This window comes from Hymenobacter ginkgonis (assembly GCF_009755225.1).
In the GTDB taxonomy this organism is placed as follows: domain Bacteria; phylum Bacteroidota; class Bacteroidia; order Cytophagales; family Hymenobacteraceae; genus Hymenobacter; species Hymenobacter ginkgonis.
Genome location: NZ_WQKZ01000003.1, coordinates 895,741 through 912,574, shown reverse-complemented (window position 1 = coordinate 912,574; position 16,834 = coordinate 895,741). Strand labels below are relative to the sequence as shown.

The 16,834-nt window shown below is 58.5% G+C and carries 15 protein-coding genes; 8 read left to right on the top strand and 7 right to left on the bottom strand.

From position 1 onward, the window contains the following. Positions 1-474 precede the first annotated feature (474 nt). Together GO988_RS15185 and GO988_RS15180 are read right to left on the bottom strand one after the other, a co-directional pair. The gene (locus GO988_RS15185) at positions 475-1,734 is read right to left on the bottom strand and encodes an MFS transporter (RefSeq protein WP_157566919.1); all 1,260 of its coding nucleotides are present in this window, start codon (positions 1,732-1,734) and stop codon (positions 475-477) included. A gap of 153 nt (positions 1,735-1,887) precedes the next feature. Next, on the bottom strand, positions 1,888-2,310 hold the full coding sequence (locus tag GO988_RS15180) for an IS1/IS1595 family N-terminal zinc-binding domain-containing protein (RefSeq protein ID WP_157566916.1): 423 nt from the start codon (positions 2,308-2,310) through the stop codon (positions 1,888-1,890). Positions 2,311-2,467: 157 nt separating this feature from the next. On the opposite strand from GO988_RS15180, the gene GO988_RS15175 reads away from it, so the two are divergent. Further along, positions 2,468-3,019, top strand: coding sequence for a hypothetical protein (locus GO988_RS15175; protein WP_157566914.1), 552 nt, complete (start codon positions 2,468-2,470; stop codon positions 3,017-3,019). Between the two features lie 38 nt (positions 3,020-3,057). Next, a complete protein-coding gene (locus GO988_RS15170) occupies positions 3,058-3,972 on the top strand; it encodes a flavin reductase family protein (RefSeq protein WP_157566912.1) in 915 nt (304 codons plus the stop codon). Between the two features lie 101 nt (positions 3,973-4,073). On the opposite strand, the gene GO988_RS15165 is transcribed toward GO988_RS15170, so the two are convergent. The 5 genes from GO988_RS15165 to lpxK form a co-directional block, all read right to left on the bottom strand. Next, on the bottom strand, positions 4,074-5,300 hold the full coding sequence (locus GO988_RS15165) for an alanine dehydrogenase (protein WP_157566910.1): 1,227 nt from the start codon (positions 5,298-5,300) through the stop codon (positions 4,074-4,076). Positions 5,301-5,378: 78 nt separating this feature from the next. Continuing rightward, positions 5,379-5,816: a tRNA (adenosine(37)-N6)-threonylcarbamoyltransferase complex ATPase subunit type 1 TsaE gene (gene tsaE, locus GO988_RS15160; RefSeq protein WP_157566908.1), complete on the bottom strand. Its 438-nt coding sequence runs from the start codon at positions 5,814-5,816 to the stop codon at positions 5,379-5,381. Between the two features lie 15 nt (positions 5,817-5,831). Further along, a complete protein-coding gene (gene miaE / locus GO988_RS15155) occupies positions 5,832-6,434 on the bottom strand; it encodes a tRNA-(ms[2]io[6]A)-hydroxylase (RefSeq protein ID WP_157566898.1) in 603 nt (200 codons plus the stop codon). Between the two features lie 51 nt (positions 6,435-6,485). Next, positions 6,486-8,474: a putative porin gene (locus GO988_RS15150; protein WP_157566895.1), complete on the bottom strand. Its 1,989-nt coding sequence runs from the start codon at positions 8,472-8,474 to the stop codon at positions 6,486-6,488. Between the two features lie 38 nt (positions 8,475-8,512). Beyond that, positions 8,513-9,586 (bottom strand): tetraacyldisaccharide 4'-kinase, encoded by a 1,074-nt coding sequence (lpxK, locus tag GO988_RS15145; protein ID WP_157566893.1) that lies wholly within the window; start codon positions 9,584-9,586, stop codon positions 8,513-8,515. Positions 9,587-9,622: 36 nt separating this feature from the next. Between lpxK and GO988_RS15140 the strand changes: the two genes are divergently transcribed. From GO988_RS15140 to miaB, 6 genes are all read left to right on the top strand, one after another. Then, a complete protein-coding gene (locus GO988_RS15140) occupies positions 9,623-10,309 on the top strand; it encodes a uracil-DNA glycosylase family protein (protein ID WP_157566891.1) in 687 nt (228 codons plus the stop codon). Positions 10,310-10,400: 91 nt separating this feature from the next. Then, on the top strand, positions 10,401-11,522 hold the full coding sequence (locus GO988_RS15135) for a Nif3-like dinuclear metal center hexameric protein (protein WP_317164879.1): 1,122 nt from the start codon (positions 10,401-10,403) through the stop codon (positions 11,520-11,522). Then, on the top strand, positions 11,512-12,285 hold the full coding sequence (locus tag GO988_RS15130) for a zinc ribbon domain-containing protein (RefSeq protein WP_157566888.1): 774 nt from the start codon (positions 11,512-11,514) through the stop codon (positions 12,283-12,285). Before GO988_RS15135 ends, GO988_RS15130 begins: the two co-directional genes overlap by 11 nt. A gap of 155 nt (positions 12,286-12,440) precedes the next feature. Beyond that, complete coding sequence (locus tag GO988_RS15125; protein ID WP_198172783.1) at positions 12,441-13,931, top strand: DUF3808 domain-containing protein; 1,491 nt, start codon at positions 12,441-12,443, stop codon at positions 13,929-13,931. A gap of 13 nt (positions 13,932-13,944) precedes the next feature. Further along, on the top strand, positions 13,945-15,228 hold the full coding sequence (locus GO988_RS15120; RefSeq protein ID WP_157566884.1) for an anthranilate synthase component I family protein: 1,284 nt from the start codon (positions 13,945-13,947) through the stop codon (positions 15,226-15,228). Positions 15,229-15,335: 107 nt separating this feature from the next. After that, entirely contained in the window at positions 15,336-16,772 is a 1,437-nt protein-coding gene (miaB, locus tag GO988_RS15115; RefSeq protein WP_157566882.1) for a tRNA (N6-isopentenyl adenosine(37)-C2)-methylthiotransferase MiaB, read from the top strand. Positions 16,773-16,834 lie beyond the last annotated feature (62 nt).

Genomic DNA, 16,834 nt, shown 5'->3' with positions numbered 1-16,834 from the left:
AATGAAAAGAAGAGAAGTAGGCCTACTAAGTCGCCAGAATTGCCCAGCTAAACCAAGCAAGCTGCCTCGGCCTGAACCTCACCAGCCCGATTGGCCAAGCCAAGTAGCACCCGTTCCAGCCCGACAACTACTTCTGTGCAGTAGTTTTGGTAAGCACTATAGATTTTATATCTCTTATCTGTCTCGGAGCGTATATTTTACCTCTATGCAACGTAGTTTATTCCTCATATTCAGCGTTACTCAATTCCATTATCGGGTAATTGTATAATGTCAAGTAATGATAAGACCCATATTTCACAGTACCTTATGTTATTTCTAATCACTGGCTTAAAAAACGATAGCTACTAAGCAAACCTATAATAGTTTAGCGATTAATCGCCTAAACTACCTATCGTTCCTTCCCATTCTCCTAAAAACGCCAAACGGCAGCCCCTTCGCAGGAGCTGCCGTTTTACAACTACTTGATGCTGAAGCCTACTCCACGTAGTTGAGGTCTTTGGCGTAAGTCTCGGGTAGGGTGCTGGCGCTGAAGAAGGCCAGCACCAGCAGCACCGCCCCAATAATGCCGGCCGCCCCGACCATACCCAGCGAAGGGTTAGCCTTAAGGCTCTGGAAAATAGGCACGATGAGTACCGTAGCGCCCCGGGCAAAGTTGGGGGCCGTGGTGGCCACCGTCGAGCGAATATTGGTACCAAACTGCTCGGCCGATACCGTCACGAACAAGGCCCAGAAGCCGCCCGCGTAGCCAATAAAGAAGCACACCGCATAAAACGCCGTGGTGCTAGCCCCATGCAGGCCAAATAAGTAGATGCCCACCATCAACATAGTGGCCGCGATGAAGAGCTGCAGCGTGCGATTCCGGCTGCGCAGCAGCTGGCTTAGGCCGCCGCTCGTGAAGTCGCCCAGCGTGAGGCCGAAGTAGCACCAGAAGATGCTTAACCCACCCGTGACCGGCCCTTGCAAGCCAAAGTGCTTGCCAAATTCGGGGGCTAGCGTAATGAGAATGCCCACCAAAAACCAGAAGGGCGTGCCAATCAGCAAGCAACGTAAGTACCGGTAAAAGCGGGGGCCATTGGTGAAGAGGCTGAGGAAGTTGCCACGGGCCACGTCCGTTTCTTTGGTTTGCTCAAACATGCCCGACTCGAACACGCCGGCCCGCAGCGCCAACAGCCCTAGGCCCAGCGCCCCCCCGATAAAGTAAGCATTGCGCCAGCCGAACTCCTTGCCCACTAAGTAGGCTACCATCGCGCCCGACACCCCCACCGACGCTACAATCATGGTGCCGTAGCCGCGCTTTTCTTTGGGCAGCGTTTCGGCCACCAGTGTAATGCCCGCGCCCAGTTCGCCGGCCAGGCCTACCCCCGCTATCAGGCGCAACCAAGCGTATTGCTCCACAGTCTGCACAAAGCCGTTGGCAATATTGGCCAGCGAATACAGCAGAATAGAGCCAAATAGAACCGAAAGGCGGCCGCGCTTGTCGCCCAGTACGCCCCACAGCACCCCGCCCAGCAGCATGCCCCACATTTGCATACTTAGCAAGTGTAAGCCTTGGTCGGTAATCTGCGCATCGGGCACCCCGATTCCTTTCAGGCTATCAACCCGAATGATGCTAAACAGCACCAGGTCGTAAATATCAACGAAGTAGCCTAGCGAAGCTACGATAACAATCGCGCTGAACAGGCCTACTTCAGGGCGTTTGGCGGTGGGGTCTAGGAGAGGTGCAGGTTGGCGCATGATAGTGGAATTGAGGGTACGCTTGGGACCAAAAAATCGTGGGTTTGGCCCCGGTTGGCAAAGCCACGGCTTTGATAGAGCAAGTAGCAGGCTAAAGCTAGCGGCTGGTGCGCGCTTGCTATCGTTTTGCTAAAGCTGGTATAGCTGCTGCGCCTATTCGGCCCGGAAGCGCTCCCAGCGTATCATCATGTACTTGTCACCAAGCTCGGTCACGACCAAACCGGCGCTTTTAAGGTTTTCGGGTTTCTGAAAAAAATCAGCCAACTCCTTTTGATTGAGTATTTTGTAGGTGGGGTGGTAGTCGGTCTGGCGTGGGGCCTTCACGCCGTACTTCTTTACCCAGTTCATTACGCTTACGTGGCTCACGCCGAGCAAGCGCTCAATCTCGCGGTAGCTCACGCCTTCGATGTAAAGCTGCAAAGCCTTCACCACGTAGTAGGGGTTTACCTCGCGGCCCACCTTGGCCACGGTGTAGTGATAACCGCAGTTTTTGCAGCGAAACCGCTGACGCTCATTCACTACGCCGCTTTTGGTAGCTTCTTTAGAATCGCATTTGGGGCAGGCGGGGGTGGGCATGGGTGAGAAAAAAAAGTCAATGTCCCCTACAGCTATAGGTGTTCAGCAAATGTATAGCGGTTTAGCAAGAAAACGGCCTTTCGTATGCTTTTACTTACTTTCGGACCTGGCCGGCATACCCAAGCGACTATTTCCTCGCAAAAGAAGAAGAAAGCGCATGCGTGGTTTCACGCGCTTCCTGCGCGACCATCAGCGGCGAGCAGCCATTCCATATGCTATTGACCTGGCATATTTTAGCCAGGAATACCGCGATTATATCAAGCTTGGGCTGGCTCCTTGGGCGGTAAATACCAAGCCGCCACGCAGTATTCGGATGCTATGGGTTAGCCGGCTCGTGGCCGATTTTCACCGCTGGCATCAGGAATTGGCGACCCGTTATTCCGATTTCTACCTAGCCGTGTGGCTGTGCGAGCCCGAGTTTGGTCGCTCGCAGCTGGTAGCCGGCATTGAAGAGCGTCAAGCTTGGTACGAAGGCCTTTTCAACTACGATTTAAAGAAACCACTGCCAACTGAATACCAATCGACGCCAGGAGTAACAGCGTTAAAATGGACTGCTTGTCCCGAAATTGTTACCTACTGGCTTGACGAGTTTGCGGAACTGGGCGCCTGGGTGGCCAACAAACCACATTGGAAAACTGAAACGGCCGATGGCAAGCCCTTTTTTGTCGTGCAAATAGGTATAGTGTGGGTAGGCGAGGCGGCCGACTAAGCAGCAGTAGCTTTGGTTCTTCAAGACTTGCCTTGTTTATGCCCGCGCCCACCTTCCGCCCCATTGCCCCCACCGACCTGCCGACGCAGGAGTTCTACCAATTTCTTATCGGAGCTATTGCGCCACGGCCTATTGCATTTGCCAGCACTGTGTCGGCGGCCGGCGAGGTGAATCTGAGTCCGTTCAGCTTCTTCAACGTGTTCAGCGCCAACCCGCCCATTCTCATTTTTTCGCCCGCCAACCGGGCCCGCGATAACTCGGAAAAAGACACGCTATTGAACGTGCGCGAGGTGCCCGAGGTGGTCATCAATATCGCCGACTACGCGCTGGTAGAGCAGCTTTCACTGGCCAGCGCCGAGTACTCCAAGGGCACGAATGAGTTTGCGAAAGCTGGCCTCACCGAAGCGCAGTCCACGAAGGTGCGGCCGCCGCGCGTGGCCGAATGCCCGGCAGCTTTTGAGTGCGTGGTCGAGCAAATAATTGCCCTGAGCGACGCGCCCGGCCACGGCAACTTGGTGGTGTGCCGCGTGGTGCAGGCGCACTTCCGGGAGGATATTTTACTGGCCGACAAGCCCGGGATTGACCCGCACAAGTTCGAGGCCGTGTCGCGCCTGGGCGGCGACTGGTATAGCCGCCTGCGGCCCGAAAACCTGTTTACGGTGACGCGCCCCAATCGGCGCCTGGGCATTGGCTTTGACGAGCTGCCCGAGCACCTGCGCCACAGTACTTTGCTTACCGGCAACCACTTGGCCCGCCTGGCCAATACCGAGCGCGAAGCTCTCCCTACCCCCGCCCAAATTGAGGAGGTGAAGATGGAGCCGATGGTGGCTTACCTACTGAACAAGCACCGCCACGACCCCGCCGAAGCCCAGTACCAACTCACGCTGCTGGCCCGCCAATGGCTCGAAGAAGACCGCGTGGCGGAGGCATGGCGGGTATTGCTGCTGAACTAGCATACAGCTACCTAAGTGATTAAGAAAAAACGTCCTGCTGGGAGATGCTTTGCAAGCTCTCAGCAGGACGTTTTTTTGAGCCAGTCGCCCCTACCCCCTCCCTAGTTCCGCACCGCAATCAGCAGCCCTAGTTCTTTATAGCGCATGTTGAATTTCTTAGCAATGGCGGCATTGGTGAGCGAGCCCTTGTAGATGTAGACGCCGCTGCGGAAATGCTCGTTGGTAAATAGCATTTCGTTGATGCCGCCGTTCTGGCTGATTTCTTGGAGGATGGGCGTAAAGATGTTGCTGAGCGCGTTGGTGGCCGTACGCGGCACCCGCGAAGCGATGTTGGGCACGCAGTAGTGCACCACATCGTACTTGCGGAAAATAGGTTTGCTGTGCGTAGTCAACTCGCTGGTTTCGAAGCAGCCACCCTGGTCGATGCTGATGTCGATGATGATGGAGCCAGCCGCCATGCTGGCCACCATACTTTCGGGCACCATGAACGGAATGCGACCTTCCTCTACTGCTAGCGCACCAATCACCACGTCGGCCCGGCGAATTTGTTGGCTCAGGGCAAATGTATCCAACGTACTGGTGTAGAGCTGCGTACCAAGGTTGTGCTTGAGGCGACGCAGTTTGTAGAGATGGTTATCAAACACCTTTACCTCGGCGCCCAGGCCAATGGCGGCGCGTGCGGCGTACTCGGCCACCGTGCCGGCTCCCAGAATGACGACCTGCGACGGCGGCACGCCCGTGATGCCGCCCAGGATAATGCCCTTCCCCTCGTTGGAGCGGGCCAAGTATTCGGCGGCCACCAGCATCACGGTCGAGCCCGCAATTTCGCTCATGGCGCGCACCACGGGGCGGGCGCCGCTGGGGTCCTTTATCAGCTCGAAGCCAATGGCGTTCACCTTTTTGCGAGCCAGCGCCTGGATAAATTCGGGCGTCATGGTACCCATTTGCAGGGCCGAAATCAGGGTTTGACCGGGGCGCAGCAGCTCGATTTCGTCGAGCATGGGCGGCGCCACTTTCAGAATCACATCGGCCTTGTACACCTCCTCGCGCGAGTAGGCAATGGTAGCACCCGCCTCCGAGTAATCGTGGTCGGAGTACTTGCTAGGCTCGCCAGCGCCGCTTTCGAGCACTATTTCGTGGCCCTCGTTCACGAGGTGCACTACGGCTTCGGGTGTGAGGCCGAGCCGGTTTTCCTGAAGCGAAGTTTCCTTAGGCAGCCCAATGAAAAGTTTGCGCTTGCGCGTTTCCACGGCCAGCATCGACTCTTGGGTAAAATAGGCACGGCCCGTGGCCAAGGCGCCAAAGCCGGAGGGTAGCTGTTCGGCCATATAATTTTCACGAAGCAGGGAGCCGCGCACCAAAAACCAGCAATACTGCCGTAGTGCTTTTGGCTGGCTACTTACTGCTTATTGCTCACTAGTAATTGTTAAGTATCTTGATTCTGGGCCAGTTACAGTTAGCTCGACTACCAGCCGTGCCGGGGGTAGCAGCCCGGCTACGCGGGTGGGCCACTCTACTAGGCAAAGATAACCCGAATCGAAGTACTCGGCAGCACCCAATCGGGCTGCTTCTTCCTCCGAGTCAATTCGGTAGAAATCAAAATGATACACGGGTTTATCCTGCCCGTCGCGGTATTCATTCACGAGGGCAAAGGTGGGGCTGCTTACCTCATCGCCTACCCCCAGCGCGGCGCACAAGGCCCGAATGAGCGTGGTTTTGCCAGCGCCCATTTCGCCCTCGAAGGCGACTACCGTGTGGCCCGCTTCAGCAAGGGCAGTGGCTACTTGCTGGGCGGCGGTAGGCAGTGCGGCGAGGGTAGGAATTTCGAGGGAGAGAAGGGGCATGATAAACGGAATTTATTAGTGCATTCGGTCGTCGCGCACGGGCAGGCTCACCACGATTTCGCCTTCTATTTTCAGGAGTTCCTGCAAGCGGGCGTCCACGGTGGCGGGGTCGCAGTATTCCTTGGCCAGGTCCACGTAGCTCACGAAGTGGCCGGCCTCGCTGGCCATCAGTTCGTAGTAAAACTGGCTCAGCTCGGGGTCGCGGTCTTGCAGGTGCAGCCACAGCAGCTTGAAGCGCTCGCAGGAACGCGCCTCGATGAGCGACGATACCAGCAGCTGGTCCATGAGCTGGCGCTCGCGCGAGCCGCCTTTGCGCACGTGCGCCATCAGCTGCACCACGTACTCGTCGCGGCGGGGACGGCCCAGCGGCAGGTTGCGCTTGCGCAGCTCCTTCACCACGCGGTCAAAATGCTCCCACTCCTCTGCCACTAAAGCGGTTAACTCATCTACTAGCCGCTCTTTTTCGGGGTAGTGCACGATGAGCGAAATACCAGTGCTGGCAGCTTTTTGCTCGCAGTAGGCGTGGTCAACGAGGATTTCTTCGAGGTTTTTGCTGGCCAAATCCGCCCAACGCGGGTCAGAGTTCAGCTTGAGCTTAAGGATGGTTTTTTCTTTCATAACGGAAGCGGGCAGGCCCTACCCCCTTGCGCGCGCAAGGGGGTAGGGCTATTAATCGAAGAATTTCCAGCGCACCCCAAACTGCAAGCGCCGGGGGTAGTCGGTATAATAGGGGGTAGTGAAGTAGCCGTTGGCGGGTAAGCCCTGGTTGACGTACGCCACTTTAATAAAGATGGAAGCTGAACTGATATCGGCGGCTACAAACACATTGGCCACCGCAAAATTCTGCATTACGAAATCATCCTGCACGTAAAACTGCTGGGTGCTGGGCGAGTATTGGTAGCCCCGAAAACGCGACTGGTAGTACACCTCGCCCCCCAGCTGCGCAAACAGCGCGTGCCCAAACACGTGCCGCTGGTAATACACTCGCGAGTTGGTGACGAGCGCCGGAATCCGCAGCCCTTCGCCGTCGCCGCCCTGCGTATAAGTAGCCTGGTTGTCGAAAAACACGTTGCCAATCCGCACGCGGTGCCGCGCAAAACCGATGAGCAACGTCTTGTTTTCACTTAGTTGGGCGGGCACCCCTTGCTGATTGTAATACACCAGACTAGTGAGCAGCGCCGCACTGCCGCTGAGTTCAATGGTATGCTCGGCCAGGAAGGGTAGGCGCTGCTGAAGGCGCACCGTGGCCTGCTGGGTTTTAGTGTTGGCAAAGTCATTATGCCAGCGGTAGTGGTTACCCTCAAAATCTTGCTGCGTAAGCGTAGGTGCGTAGGAGCTGGTCAGCACTTCGGCCGACAGCGGGCCAGTGCGAATGCGGCCGCGCAGCCAGTATTCGAGGCTGCTGAAGGCGGGCTTCACCTCGCCATCAACCTGCACAGCATAAATAGTGCGGTAGTTGAAGGCCGCCGTGCCGCCCAAAAAGGCTTGGCCATATGTATAATTCCCTACCTCCTCCAATGGTACGCTAGTGCCCGACTGGCCGGGCGGGTTAGTAGAAGTACTCGCAGCAGTGAGCGATGCGTTGCGGTAGCGCCCATACACGCGGTACTCCACGCGGTCGGAATGGCCGAGCAGGCCAAACGTGTTTTCGACCTGGCGAAAAGTAGCGCGGTCGATAGTGGCCGTGATATTCCGATATGTGCCCAACCCCGGCCCGGTAGTGGGGTAAAACAGCAGTTGGCTGGTGCTACTCCGGGGCAGCGCGTCGTCGTTGTAGCCGTTGTACTGCCGCCGCACATCCAAAACATGGTAGGCCGTAAGTCCGCGCCCCAATAGGCGATAGGTATGAAATAAGTGAAACTGGTCGCGGTCCTCCACGTTGCGGGCGCTGCTCAGGTACACGCGCTCGTCGGAATAGCTAAACAAGCTATCCACAACGCCCTTCAACTGGTTGATGCGATTTTGCTCTTGGTCAGTCGGCCAGATACCGCCGGTTTCGGCCACGCGGTTGCGGTTCGAGGTGTAGTTGGCCAGCAGGTGGTAGCGGCCATCTTCGCTTTGAAAGCGGCTGTAGAGCGTGAAGCTATTGTGCTCGACCAGGGGTAGGGTAAGGGCCGTGCCCAGCACCTGGTTGGAGGCAATGCGCTCGTAGTTAACCCCCACGCTAAAGTTTTTCTTCAGCGAGCGGCTGTAGTTGATTTCAAATACCTGCTCGCCCTGCGTGCTTTGCACGTAGCGAAAAAACGAGTAGGGCGAGCGGCTATCGTAGTACGGTACCTGGCTGCCCTCACGGGCGTAGCGGTCAAATACGTTGCGTCCGAAGCGGGCGCCGAGCTGCAAGTTGGGCTCATAAAGTAATGGCCGCGAGGCCGTACCTAAGGCTCCCAGGTCTTGCTGAAAAGTGCTGTCGTGCGCCCAAAAGCGCGCCTGCGACCAATTGGTAAGGGTAGTATCGATGGGCGTGCCGCCCACGGAGTCGCGCCGCACCTCGTCTTCGTAGATGATGCGGGTCGTTTTGGGCCCGTACAGCACCTTAGTTGAGTCGTCGACTACCTGCGCACGGCCCAGCAGCGGCGCGCCCAGCAAAAGCCCAAGCACCAGAAAAAGCCACCGAGGGCCCACGTATTTTTTAGAAACCTGCGGTTTGGCAACACTCATTTTTGCGCGGCAACCGCTTTGTAGCGGCCGTATTCGACTTATAAAGGTACTGGCCCAGCCTCAGTCGGCAGCCGGCGGCGCAGCTGCGCCGCGCCATCGCCCAGCAACGCCACCTGCACCGGAATCGTGTATATGGGCAAGCTCCGGAGCGCTGCGGCGAGCTCGGGCGCCAGCAGGCGGGTAGCGTCCTTTTCGGTGGTAAAAATAACCTGGCCCGGGTGCCAGCTGCGCCGCACCGCCACCAGGTCGGCCGGCGTGAAGGCGTGGTGGTCGGGAAAAACAAACTCTTGCACCAGCTTAAACCCGCTGGTTTGCAAGTGCTCGCGCAGCGGGCCTGGCTGGGCAATACCCGTGAGCAGCAGCGCTAAAACCTCAGCCGCCGGCTCGCCCTGCGCCTGGGCCGCCGCCGTGAGCGGCCGGGGCGGGGCGTAGGCATAGGCCGAAAAAAGCACGGGCGCCTCGGGCCGGGCGTAGCGCCGCACGTGGGCCGTAAGCTCAGCTTGCTGGGCGGTAGTAAGCGCGGGCGGGCACTTCGTGACGATAACCACATCGGCGCGAGCGGCCCCGGCGCGAGCTTCGCGCAGGAGGCCGGCTGGCAGCACAAAATCGTGGTAAAAAGGCCGGGCAAACTCGGTCAGCAAAATCTGGAGGGTAGGGCGCACGCGGCGGTGCTGGTAGGCATCGTCGAGCACCACGGTGGTCAGCTCGGGGTGGGTTTGGCGCAATAGGTCGAGGCCGAGCTGGCGGTTTTCGGCCACTGCTACGGGCACATCCAGCGCCCCAAACTGCTCGAAGTATTGCCACGGCTCGTCGCCGACCGTAGCGGCCGAGTCGGTGGGCGCGGCTAGGCGCGGGCCGGTGGTTTGGCGGCCGTAGCCGCGGCTTAGAATGGCCGGGCGCTGGCCCTGGCGCAGCAGCTCGGCCACCAGCCAGGCCACATGGGGCGTTTTGCCGGTGCCGCCCACTCGTAGGTTCCCTACCCCCACCAGCGGCACCCAGCCGGGCGCCGAGCGCTTCCAGCCGTGGTCGTAGAGCCAGTTGCGCACCGCCAGCACAGCGGCGTAAAGCCAAGAAAAGGGCAGCAGCAGCCAAGCCGGCCAAGGAGGTAGCATGGGGCAAAGGTCGGGTGCGGGCGCCACCTTTGCAGTATGCCCAACTTTGCTGCGCGCCTGCTGCACCTGCTTTCGTCTTTTCCCCTACCCCCCGCCCCACTGCCGGGCGCGGTTGAAGTACGGGGCTCGTTTCAAGACCCGGCCGTGGCGGCCATCCTCACCCAATTTGCTCAGAAATACTACGTCGCCGACACGCAGCGCGTGGGTATTTTCGGCATCAATCCCGGCCGGTTTGGCGGTGGCCGCACGGGCGTAGCCTTCACCGACCCCGTAGCGCTCACCACTATTTGCGGCATTACCCACGACTTGCCCAAGCAGCGGCGCGAGCTGTCGAGCGAGTTTGTGTACAAGTTTATTGAAGCCTTGGGCGGACCGGCGGCCTTTTACGAGCACTTTTTTCTCAGCTCTATTTACCCATTGGAGCTAACCCATGCTGGCAAAAACTACAATTACTACGATTCGTCGGCCGTTACCAAAGCCCTCTGGCCCGACATGCGCCTCTCGCTCACGCGGCAGGTAAAAGAACTTGACTTGCGCCGCGATGTAGCCGTGAGCTTGGGCCGCCGCAACGGCGAGTTTCTCGCCAAGCTTAATGCAGAGTTGGGTTTATTCGAGCGTGTTGAAGTGCTTGACCATCCGCGCTTTCTCATGCAATACCGACGCCGCTACCTAGCCGAAAACGTGGCTCGCTATGTGGAAGTACTGGGCAGCCTGCTCAAGTGAAAGCAGCGCGGCCTTCGGTAGTCTGTGGCCACGCCCGTATTCTTTTTTCTTTTAAACACGAACTGCCAAGTTCGCGCTATTTTCCACTCCCGTGCCTACTGTCCAAGACCTTGCCCGCCTCGTCGAAGCCGCCGCACCCCTCGCTTACCAAGAAAGCTACGACAATGCCGGCCTGCAATGCGGCCTGCCCGCAGCCGAAATAACCGGCGTCCTGATTGCGCTTGATTGCACGCCGGCCGTGATAGCCGAGGCCGTGCGCCGCGGCTGCAACGTAGTACTATGCCACCACCCCGTTATTTTTCGGCCACTTAAGCGCCTTACCGGCAAAGGCTTAGTGGAGCAAACCATTATGGCCGCGCTCAAGGCCGATGTGGCCATCTACGCTGCCCACACCAACCTCGACAACGTGCGCCAGGGCGTAAATGCGAAGCTGGCTGAAAAGCTGGGGCTGATTAACACGCGCATTTTAGACCCTAAAACCGGCACATTAGGCCGCCTCACTACCTACGTACCCAACCGCCCCGCAGACCTAGCAGCGGGCGTGGCCAACCGCGTTTTGCAAGCGATGTATGCGGCCGGCGCCGGCCAGGTCGGGGACTATGCTAACTGTAGTTTTCAGGCGCCTGGTACCGGCACATTTACGCCGGGCGCGGGCACGCAGCCAGCCATCGGCGCCGAAAATCAGCCGGAAATTGTACCTGAAGTGAAGCTTGAAGTGCTCCTACCCCTGCACCGGCAGGCGGGCGTACTGGCGGCACTGCGCCAGGCGCACCCCTACGAAGAAGTTGCCTATGAGCTGGTTAAGCTCGAAAACCAGCACCAGGATGTGGGCGCCGGTATGGTAGGCGAGCTGCCGACGGCCCTACCCCCTGCCGAGTTTCGGAGCTTGCTCAAAGCGGTGCTGGGTGTGCCCGTGGTGCGGCACACGACGTTTGAAAAAGACATTAGAAAAGTGGCGCTCTGCGGCGGGGCGGGCAGCTTTCTGACCAGCGCGGCCGTGGCGGCCGGCGCCGATGCCTACGTGACGGCCGACGTGAAGTACCACGAGTTTTTCGCCCCCGAAGGCCGCCTGCTCCTCTGCGACGTAGGGCACTTTGAGAGCGAGCAATTTACGGGCGAAATCTTCCGCGATTTGTTGCTGGCGAGGTTCGGTCGTACTTTTGCGGTCTTATTCGCAGAAACCCCCACGAATCCCGTTCAGTATGACTGCTAACTCTGCCGCCGTGGTAAATCCGGCCGACGCGCCCATTGCCATTAAGCTCGAAGCCTTGCTTAACCTGCAACGCATTGACTCGCAGCTTGATGAGATTCGGCGCGTGCGCGGCGACCTGCCCGAGGAAGTGCGCGACCTCGAAGATGAAATTGCGGGCTACGAAGCCCGCGTCAAGCGTTTCGACGAAGAAATCAGCGGTCTGCAAGACCAAATTAAGCAGCGCAAGGCCGCTACAAAAGAGGCTGAAGGCCTCATTAAGCGCTACGAAGAGCAGCAAACCAACGTACGCAACAACCGCGAGTACGAAGCAATTGCCAAGGAAGTGGAGCTGCAGCGCCTCGAGATTCAGATTTCGGACAAAAAAATCAAGGAAGCTCAGTACCTGATTGAGCAACGCAATACCGAAGCCAACGTAACCCGCTTGCGCCTCGACGAGCGCCGCAAAGACCTTGACACCAAGAAAGCCGAGCTCGACACTATTGTGGCCGAAAACGAAGCCGAGGAAAAAACACTGGTTACGGAGCGTGAAACCGCTACCCAACCCGTGGAAGACCGCCTGTTGACGGCCTACGACCGCATTCGCAGCAACATGCGCAACCGCCTGGCGGTAGTGCTAGTGCGCCGCGATGCTTGCGGCGGCTGCTTCAACACGGTGCCCCCGCAGCGCCAGGCCGACATTATCTCGCACAAGAAAATTATCGTGTGTGAGCACTGCGGCCGCATCTTGGCTGATGTAGAAGGCCGGGCCGCGGTAAACGCCTAGTTTTCGCGGTAGCGTAAAGAAAAAGGAACGGCTTAGGCCGTTCCTTTTTTTGTATAATCGTTTTATTACTAATTGTTTAGGTGATTGTGCTGAAAGTTTCCACTGAGGTACGCAGAAGGGTTCGCCGAGGGATGCTGAGTGTGGCAGTAGGCCTATTGAGCACCTCAGCGAGCCTTGGCGAAATCCATTGTGCACTTCAGCCTGAACTTCCTACGCAGCCTACCCCCCTCGAAGCGGCAGTAGGGCCCGTGCTCTCGCCTGGTGCTCGCCGCGCCTACGCTGAAGTGCTGAAACTGCGCATTCCGGCGGCTGGGCAGTTGCTGGCAGCCGAGCCGGCCAGTGCCCCCGGCACCCTGCTCGTGGCCGACTGTGCCGACTTTGTGGCACTCATGATTTCGCAAGATGCCGGCCGCTACGAGGCCGCTATCGCGGCCCAGGATGCCCGCTTGGCCATGCTGGAGAAAATACCTGCCAGCGCGGTACGCGACTATACCCAGGCCGAAATTCGCCTGCACCAAGCGGTAAGTCAATTGGTGTTCAACCATGAGCTAAGGGGAGCCTGGAATCTGCGCCAGACGGTGGGCTTGTTGCAAACGGCCGCCTACCGCTACCCCAGCTTTATACCTCTGCGCAAAAGCCTGGGGATGTGCCAGTTTGGTATTGGCTCGCTGCCTGAAGGTTATCACTGGCTGCTGAAAATACTGGGCCTAAATAGCAGTGTAGAAGAAGGGCTGCAAAACCTAACGCTGGCCGCTACCCGCCCCCATGACTTCCAAACCGAGAGCCGGATTGTGCTGGCCCTCATCCAGGAAACCTACTACAAGCGCCCCGCCGATGCGGTGGCCCTTATGGAAAGCCTGCGCCATGAGCAGCCCGACAACCTATTATTTAGTTACTTGGTTATCAGCCTCAACAAGCGCCAGCACCACACCGACGATGCCCTGGCTGCCTACCGCGCCCGGCCCACTGGCCCCGCCTACCTGCCGGTGGCCTATCTCCACCACATGGCCGCCGACCTGCTTCTCTACCAGGGCGACTACCGCGGTTCGGAAGCTGAGAACCAGCAGTTTTTGCGCGAGTACCGTGGCCAGCACTACCGCAAGGATGCGGCGTTTAAATTGTACTTGGTGGCGTGGCTAAGTGGGCAGCCGGCGGCTACCGTAGAGCGCTACCGCCAGCAAATTAACCTGGCGGGCCCTTTAATATTGGAGGAAGACATCTATGCCCAGCGCTTTTACCACGACGCCCTACCCCTCAATCTTACCCTAACCCGCGCCCGTTTTCAAACGGATGGCGGTTATTACCAGCTTGCGCTGAGCACGTTGCACAAATTCGAACCTTCGTCTTCCACGCCTACTCGCGAGCAGCTAGAGTTGCTCTACCGCCGGGCGCGCGTGTGGCAGGGCCTCCTGCGCACCGATTCGGCGCGCCTCGACTACCTACGCACCGTGCGGCTAGCGGCGGCGCTGGGCCGGCCGCCCTACTACTTTGCGCCCCAGGCAGCTTTGCAGCTTGGCTACCTGGCGCAAACAGCTGGGCAGCGGGCAGCGGCCAAAACTTACTTCGAACAGGCCCTCGCCTACCCCAAGCACGAGTATAAAAACAGCACTGACCAGAAGGCTAAACTGGCCTTACGCGAGTTGTAAGCCCAAACTGCTTATGCAAACCATTCTGCTCGCCGACCTGCCTGCCGATTTCCGTGCTCGCGCCTTGCAGTGGGCGGCGAGCTTTGTGCATTGTGCTTATTTTGAGCATAATGACTTGCAGCAATCGGCGCCCGGCGCCTTTGCCCGGCTGCTGGCCGTAGCTCCTGCCGCTGCGGCTGCACCGGCTGATTTAGCCGCTCTACCCCCCTATTTGCGCCAGCCCCCGCTAGGGGCACCGCGCTGCGGTTTCGTTACTTACGACGTTAAAAATGAGATTGAAGCCCTGGGCAGTCGCAATTTTTCGGGGTTAGATTGGCCAGCATTACACTTTTTTTTGCCTGAAACGTGGCTGTACTGGCGCTCCGACACCCTGGAAATTCACGGAGCCACCGTAGGCGTGCTGCCCGCCATCTTGGCTACCAGAGTGCCCCCCAGCGTGGCCCCACCCACCGTGCCGCCGCTGCTGGCGCGCATGCCCCGTGCCGAGTACTTGCAGGCCGTTGAGGACGTGCGCGAAGATATTTTGAACGGGGAAGTGTACGAGTTGAATTTGTGCCAGGAATTTTACGCCGAGCAGGTGACGCTGGACCCAGTAGCCACGTTTTGGCGGCTCAATGCGGCCTCGCCAGCACCATATGCGGGCTTTTTGCGCCACCACGACCATTACTTGCTCTGCGCTTCCCCCGAATTGTTTTTGGCGCATCACGAGTCGGTTATCGTTTCGCAACCCATTAAAGGCACCCGGCAGCGCGGCCCTACCCCCACCCTAGACGAGCAGCAGCGCCTGGCCCTGCTGCACGACGAGAAAGAGCGCGCCGAAAACTTGATGATAGTAGACCTCGTGCGCAACGACCTAGCCCGCATTGCCATCCCCGGCACGGTGCAAGTGCCCGAATTATTTGGTACGTACGGCTTTAAGCACGTCTGGCAACTAATTTCGACCGTTGAGGCTGAGCTGCGGCCAGACGTGGATTTGGCCGCTATTTTGCGCGCTACCTTCCCCATGGGTTCGATGACCGGCGCGCCTAAAATCCGCGCCATGCAGCTCATCGAGCGCTATGAAAACAGCCGCCGCGGCCTATACAGCGGCTGCTTTGGCTACGCCTGGCCCGACCGCGAGTTTGAGTTTAACGTGGTGATTCGCAGCCTCCAATACCGCGCCGACACCGGCTACCTAAGCCTGCAAGTTGGCTCGGCCATCACCTACGACTCGGTGCCCGTCCAGGAGTACGCCGAATGCCTGCTGAAGGCGCAAGGGGTGCTGCAAGCACTCCACACCAGCATCAGGGAGCAGTGAGCAGGAGAACTGTTTGCTGCTCCCTGATGCTGCCATTCTGTCATTTACCGGCCCTATTTCGTATCTTTGCTATCTGCCCTGCACCTGGCCAGGGTGCTCCGTCTGCTATGTCGCAACCGCTCATTACGTTAGATTTTCTCGATAAAGCGCCCGCTACCGAGGCGCCAGCCCTACCCCTCGATGTGCGCGTGAGCGCCGCTACCCGCACGGGCCGCACCCGCAAGCTCTACATCGAGAGCTACGGTTGCCAAATGAATTTCTCGGACTCCGAAATTGTGTCTAGCATCTTGGCCGACGAAGGCTTTGACACGACCGAAGACCTGGCCGGCGCCGACCTCGTGCTGCTCAACACTTGCTCCATCCGCGAGAAGGCCGAGCAGACGGTGCGCATGCGCCTCACCCAAATTAACTCGCACAAGAAGCGCAACCCCGGTATGTTGGTGGGGGTGCTCGGCTGCATGGCCGAGCGCTTGAAAGCCAAGTTTTTAGAGGAAGAAAAAATCGTGGACCTCGTGGTCGGCCCCGACGCCTACCGCGACTTGCCCCAGCTCATCAGCCAAGTAGATGGCGGGCAGAAAGCCGTAAACGTGCTGCTGAGTCGCGAGGAAACCTACGCCGATATCACGCCCGTACGCCTGAATTCAAACGGTGTGTCGGCTTTCATCAGCATCATGCGGGGCTGCGACAATATGTGCTCGTTTTGCGTGGTGCCCTTCACCCGCGGCCGCGAGCGCAGCCGCGATACGCACAGCATTTTACAGGAAGCCCGCGACTTAGTAGCTGCTGGTTATAAGGAAGTTACGCTGCTGGGTCAAAACGTAGACAGCTATAAGTGGGCCAGCGCCGACGGCCTAGAGCACGTCAACTTTGCGCAGTTGCTAGAGCGCGTGGCGCTAGTTAGCGCGCACCTGCGCGTGCGTTTTTCGACCTCACACCCCAAGGATATTACTGACGAGGTGCTGCACACAATGGCGCGCCACGACAACATCTGCAAATACATTCACCTGCCCGCCCAAAGCGGCAATTCGCGGGTGCTGGAGCTGATGAACCGCACCTACGACCGCCCGTGGTACGAGGAGCGGGTAGCAGCCATTCGCCGGATTTTGGGCGACGACTGCGCTATCTCGACGGATATGATTGCTGGCTTCTGCTCCGAAACCGAGGCGGAGCACCAAGATACGCTCAGCCTCATCGACCACGTGCAGTACGACATGGCCTACATGTTTTTCTACTCGGAGCGCCCCGGCACCCTGGCCGCTCGCAAGCTCGCCGACGATGTGCCGCTGGACGTGAAAAAGCGCCGCCTCCAGGAGATTATCGACCGCCAGCAAGCCCACAGCCGTGCCCGCTACGAGCGGGGGGTAGGGCGCGTGCACCAAGTATTGGTTGAGAACTTCTCGAAGCGCTCGGAAGAGCACCTAAGCGGCCGCAATAGCCAAAGCCAAGTGGTTATTTTTCCCAAACAAAATTTCCAAAAAGGCGATTACGTTAACGTACTCGTGACCAGCACTACCGGCGGCGCACTGCTGGGCGAGGCCATATAGAAAGCCCGAATTTTACGTCTCTCGTTGAACGACTGATGCTTACCAAATTCGTACGCTATCGT

What these genes read in the sequence shown, in the direction of transcription:
- GO988_RS15130 (WP_157566888.1), top strand. Translation starts at nt 11,512, where the DNA reads ATGACTGCTAACTCTGCCGCCGTGGTAAATCCGGCCGACGCGCCCATT.
- GO988_RS15170 (WP_157566912.1), top strand. Translation starts at nt 3,058, where the DNA reads ATGCCCGCGCCCACCTTCCGCCCCATTGCCCCCACCGACCTGCCGACG.
- GO988_RS15180 (WP_157566916.1), bottom strand. Translation starts at nt 2,310, where the DNA reads ATGCCCACCCCCGCCTGCCCCAAATGCGATTCTAAAGAAGCTACCAAA.
- miaE (WP_157566898.1), bottom strand. Translation starts at nt 6,434, where the DNA reads ATGAAAGAAAAAACCATCCTTAAGCTCAAGCTGAACTCTGACCCGCGT.
- GO988_RS15175 (WP_157566914.1), top strand. Translation starts at nt 2,468, where the DNA reads ATGCGTGGTTTCACGCGCTTCCTGCGCGACCATCAGCGGCGAGCAGCC.
- GO988_RS15165 (WP_157566910.1), bottom strand. Translation starts at nt 5,300, where the DNA reads ATGGCCGAACAGCTACCCTCCGGCTTTGGCGCCTTGGCCACGGGCCGT.
- GO988_RS15140 (WP_157566891.1), top strand. Translation starts at nt 9,623, where the DNA reads ATGCCCAACTTTGCTGCGCGCCTGCTGCACCTGCTTTCGTCTTTTCCC.
- lpxK (WP_157566893.1), bottom strand. Translation starts at nt 9,586, where the DNA reads ATGCTACCTCCTTGGCCGGCTTGGCTGCTGCTGCCCTTTTCTTGGCTT.
- GO988_RS15185 (WP_157566919.1), bottom strand. Translation starts at nt 1,734, where the DNA reads ATGCGCCAACCTGCACCTCTCCTAGACCCCACCGCCAAACGCCCTGAA.
- GO988_RS15150 (WP_157566895.1), bottom strand. Translation starts at nt 8,474, where the DNA reads ATGAGTGTTGCCAAACCGCAGGTTTCTAAAAAATACGTGGGCCCTCGG.
- tsaE (WP_157566908.1), bottom strand. Translation starts at nt 5,816, where the DNA reads ATGCCCCTTCTCTCCCTCGAAATTCCTACCCTCGCCGCACTGCCTACC.
- miaB (WP_157566882.1), top strand. Translation starts at nt 15,336, where the DNA reads ATGTCGCAACCGCTCATTACGTTAGATTTTCTCGATAAAGCGCCCGCT.
- GO988_RS15120 (WP_157566884.1), top strand. Translation starts at nt 13,945, where the DNA reads ATGCAAACCATTCTGCTCGCCGACCTGCCTGCCGATTTCCGTGCTCGC.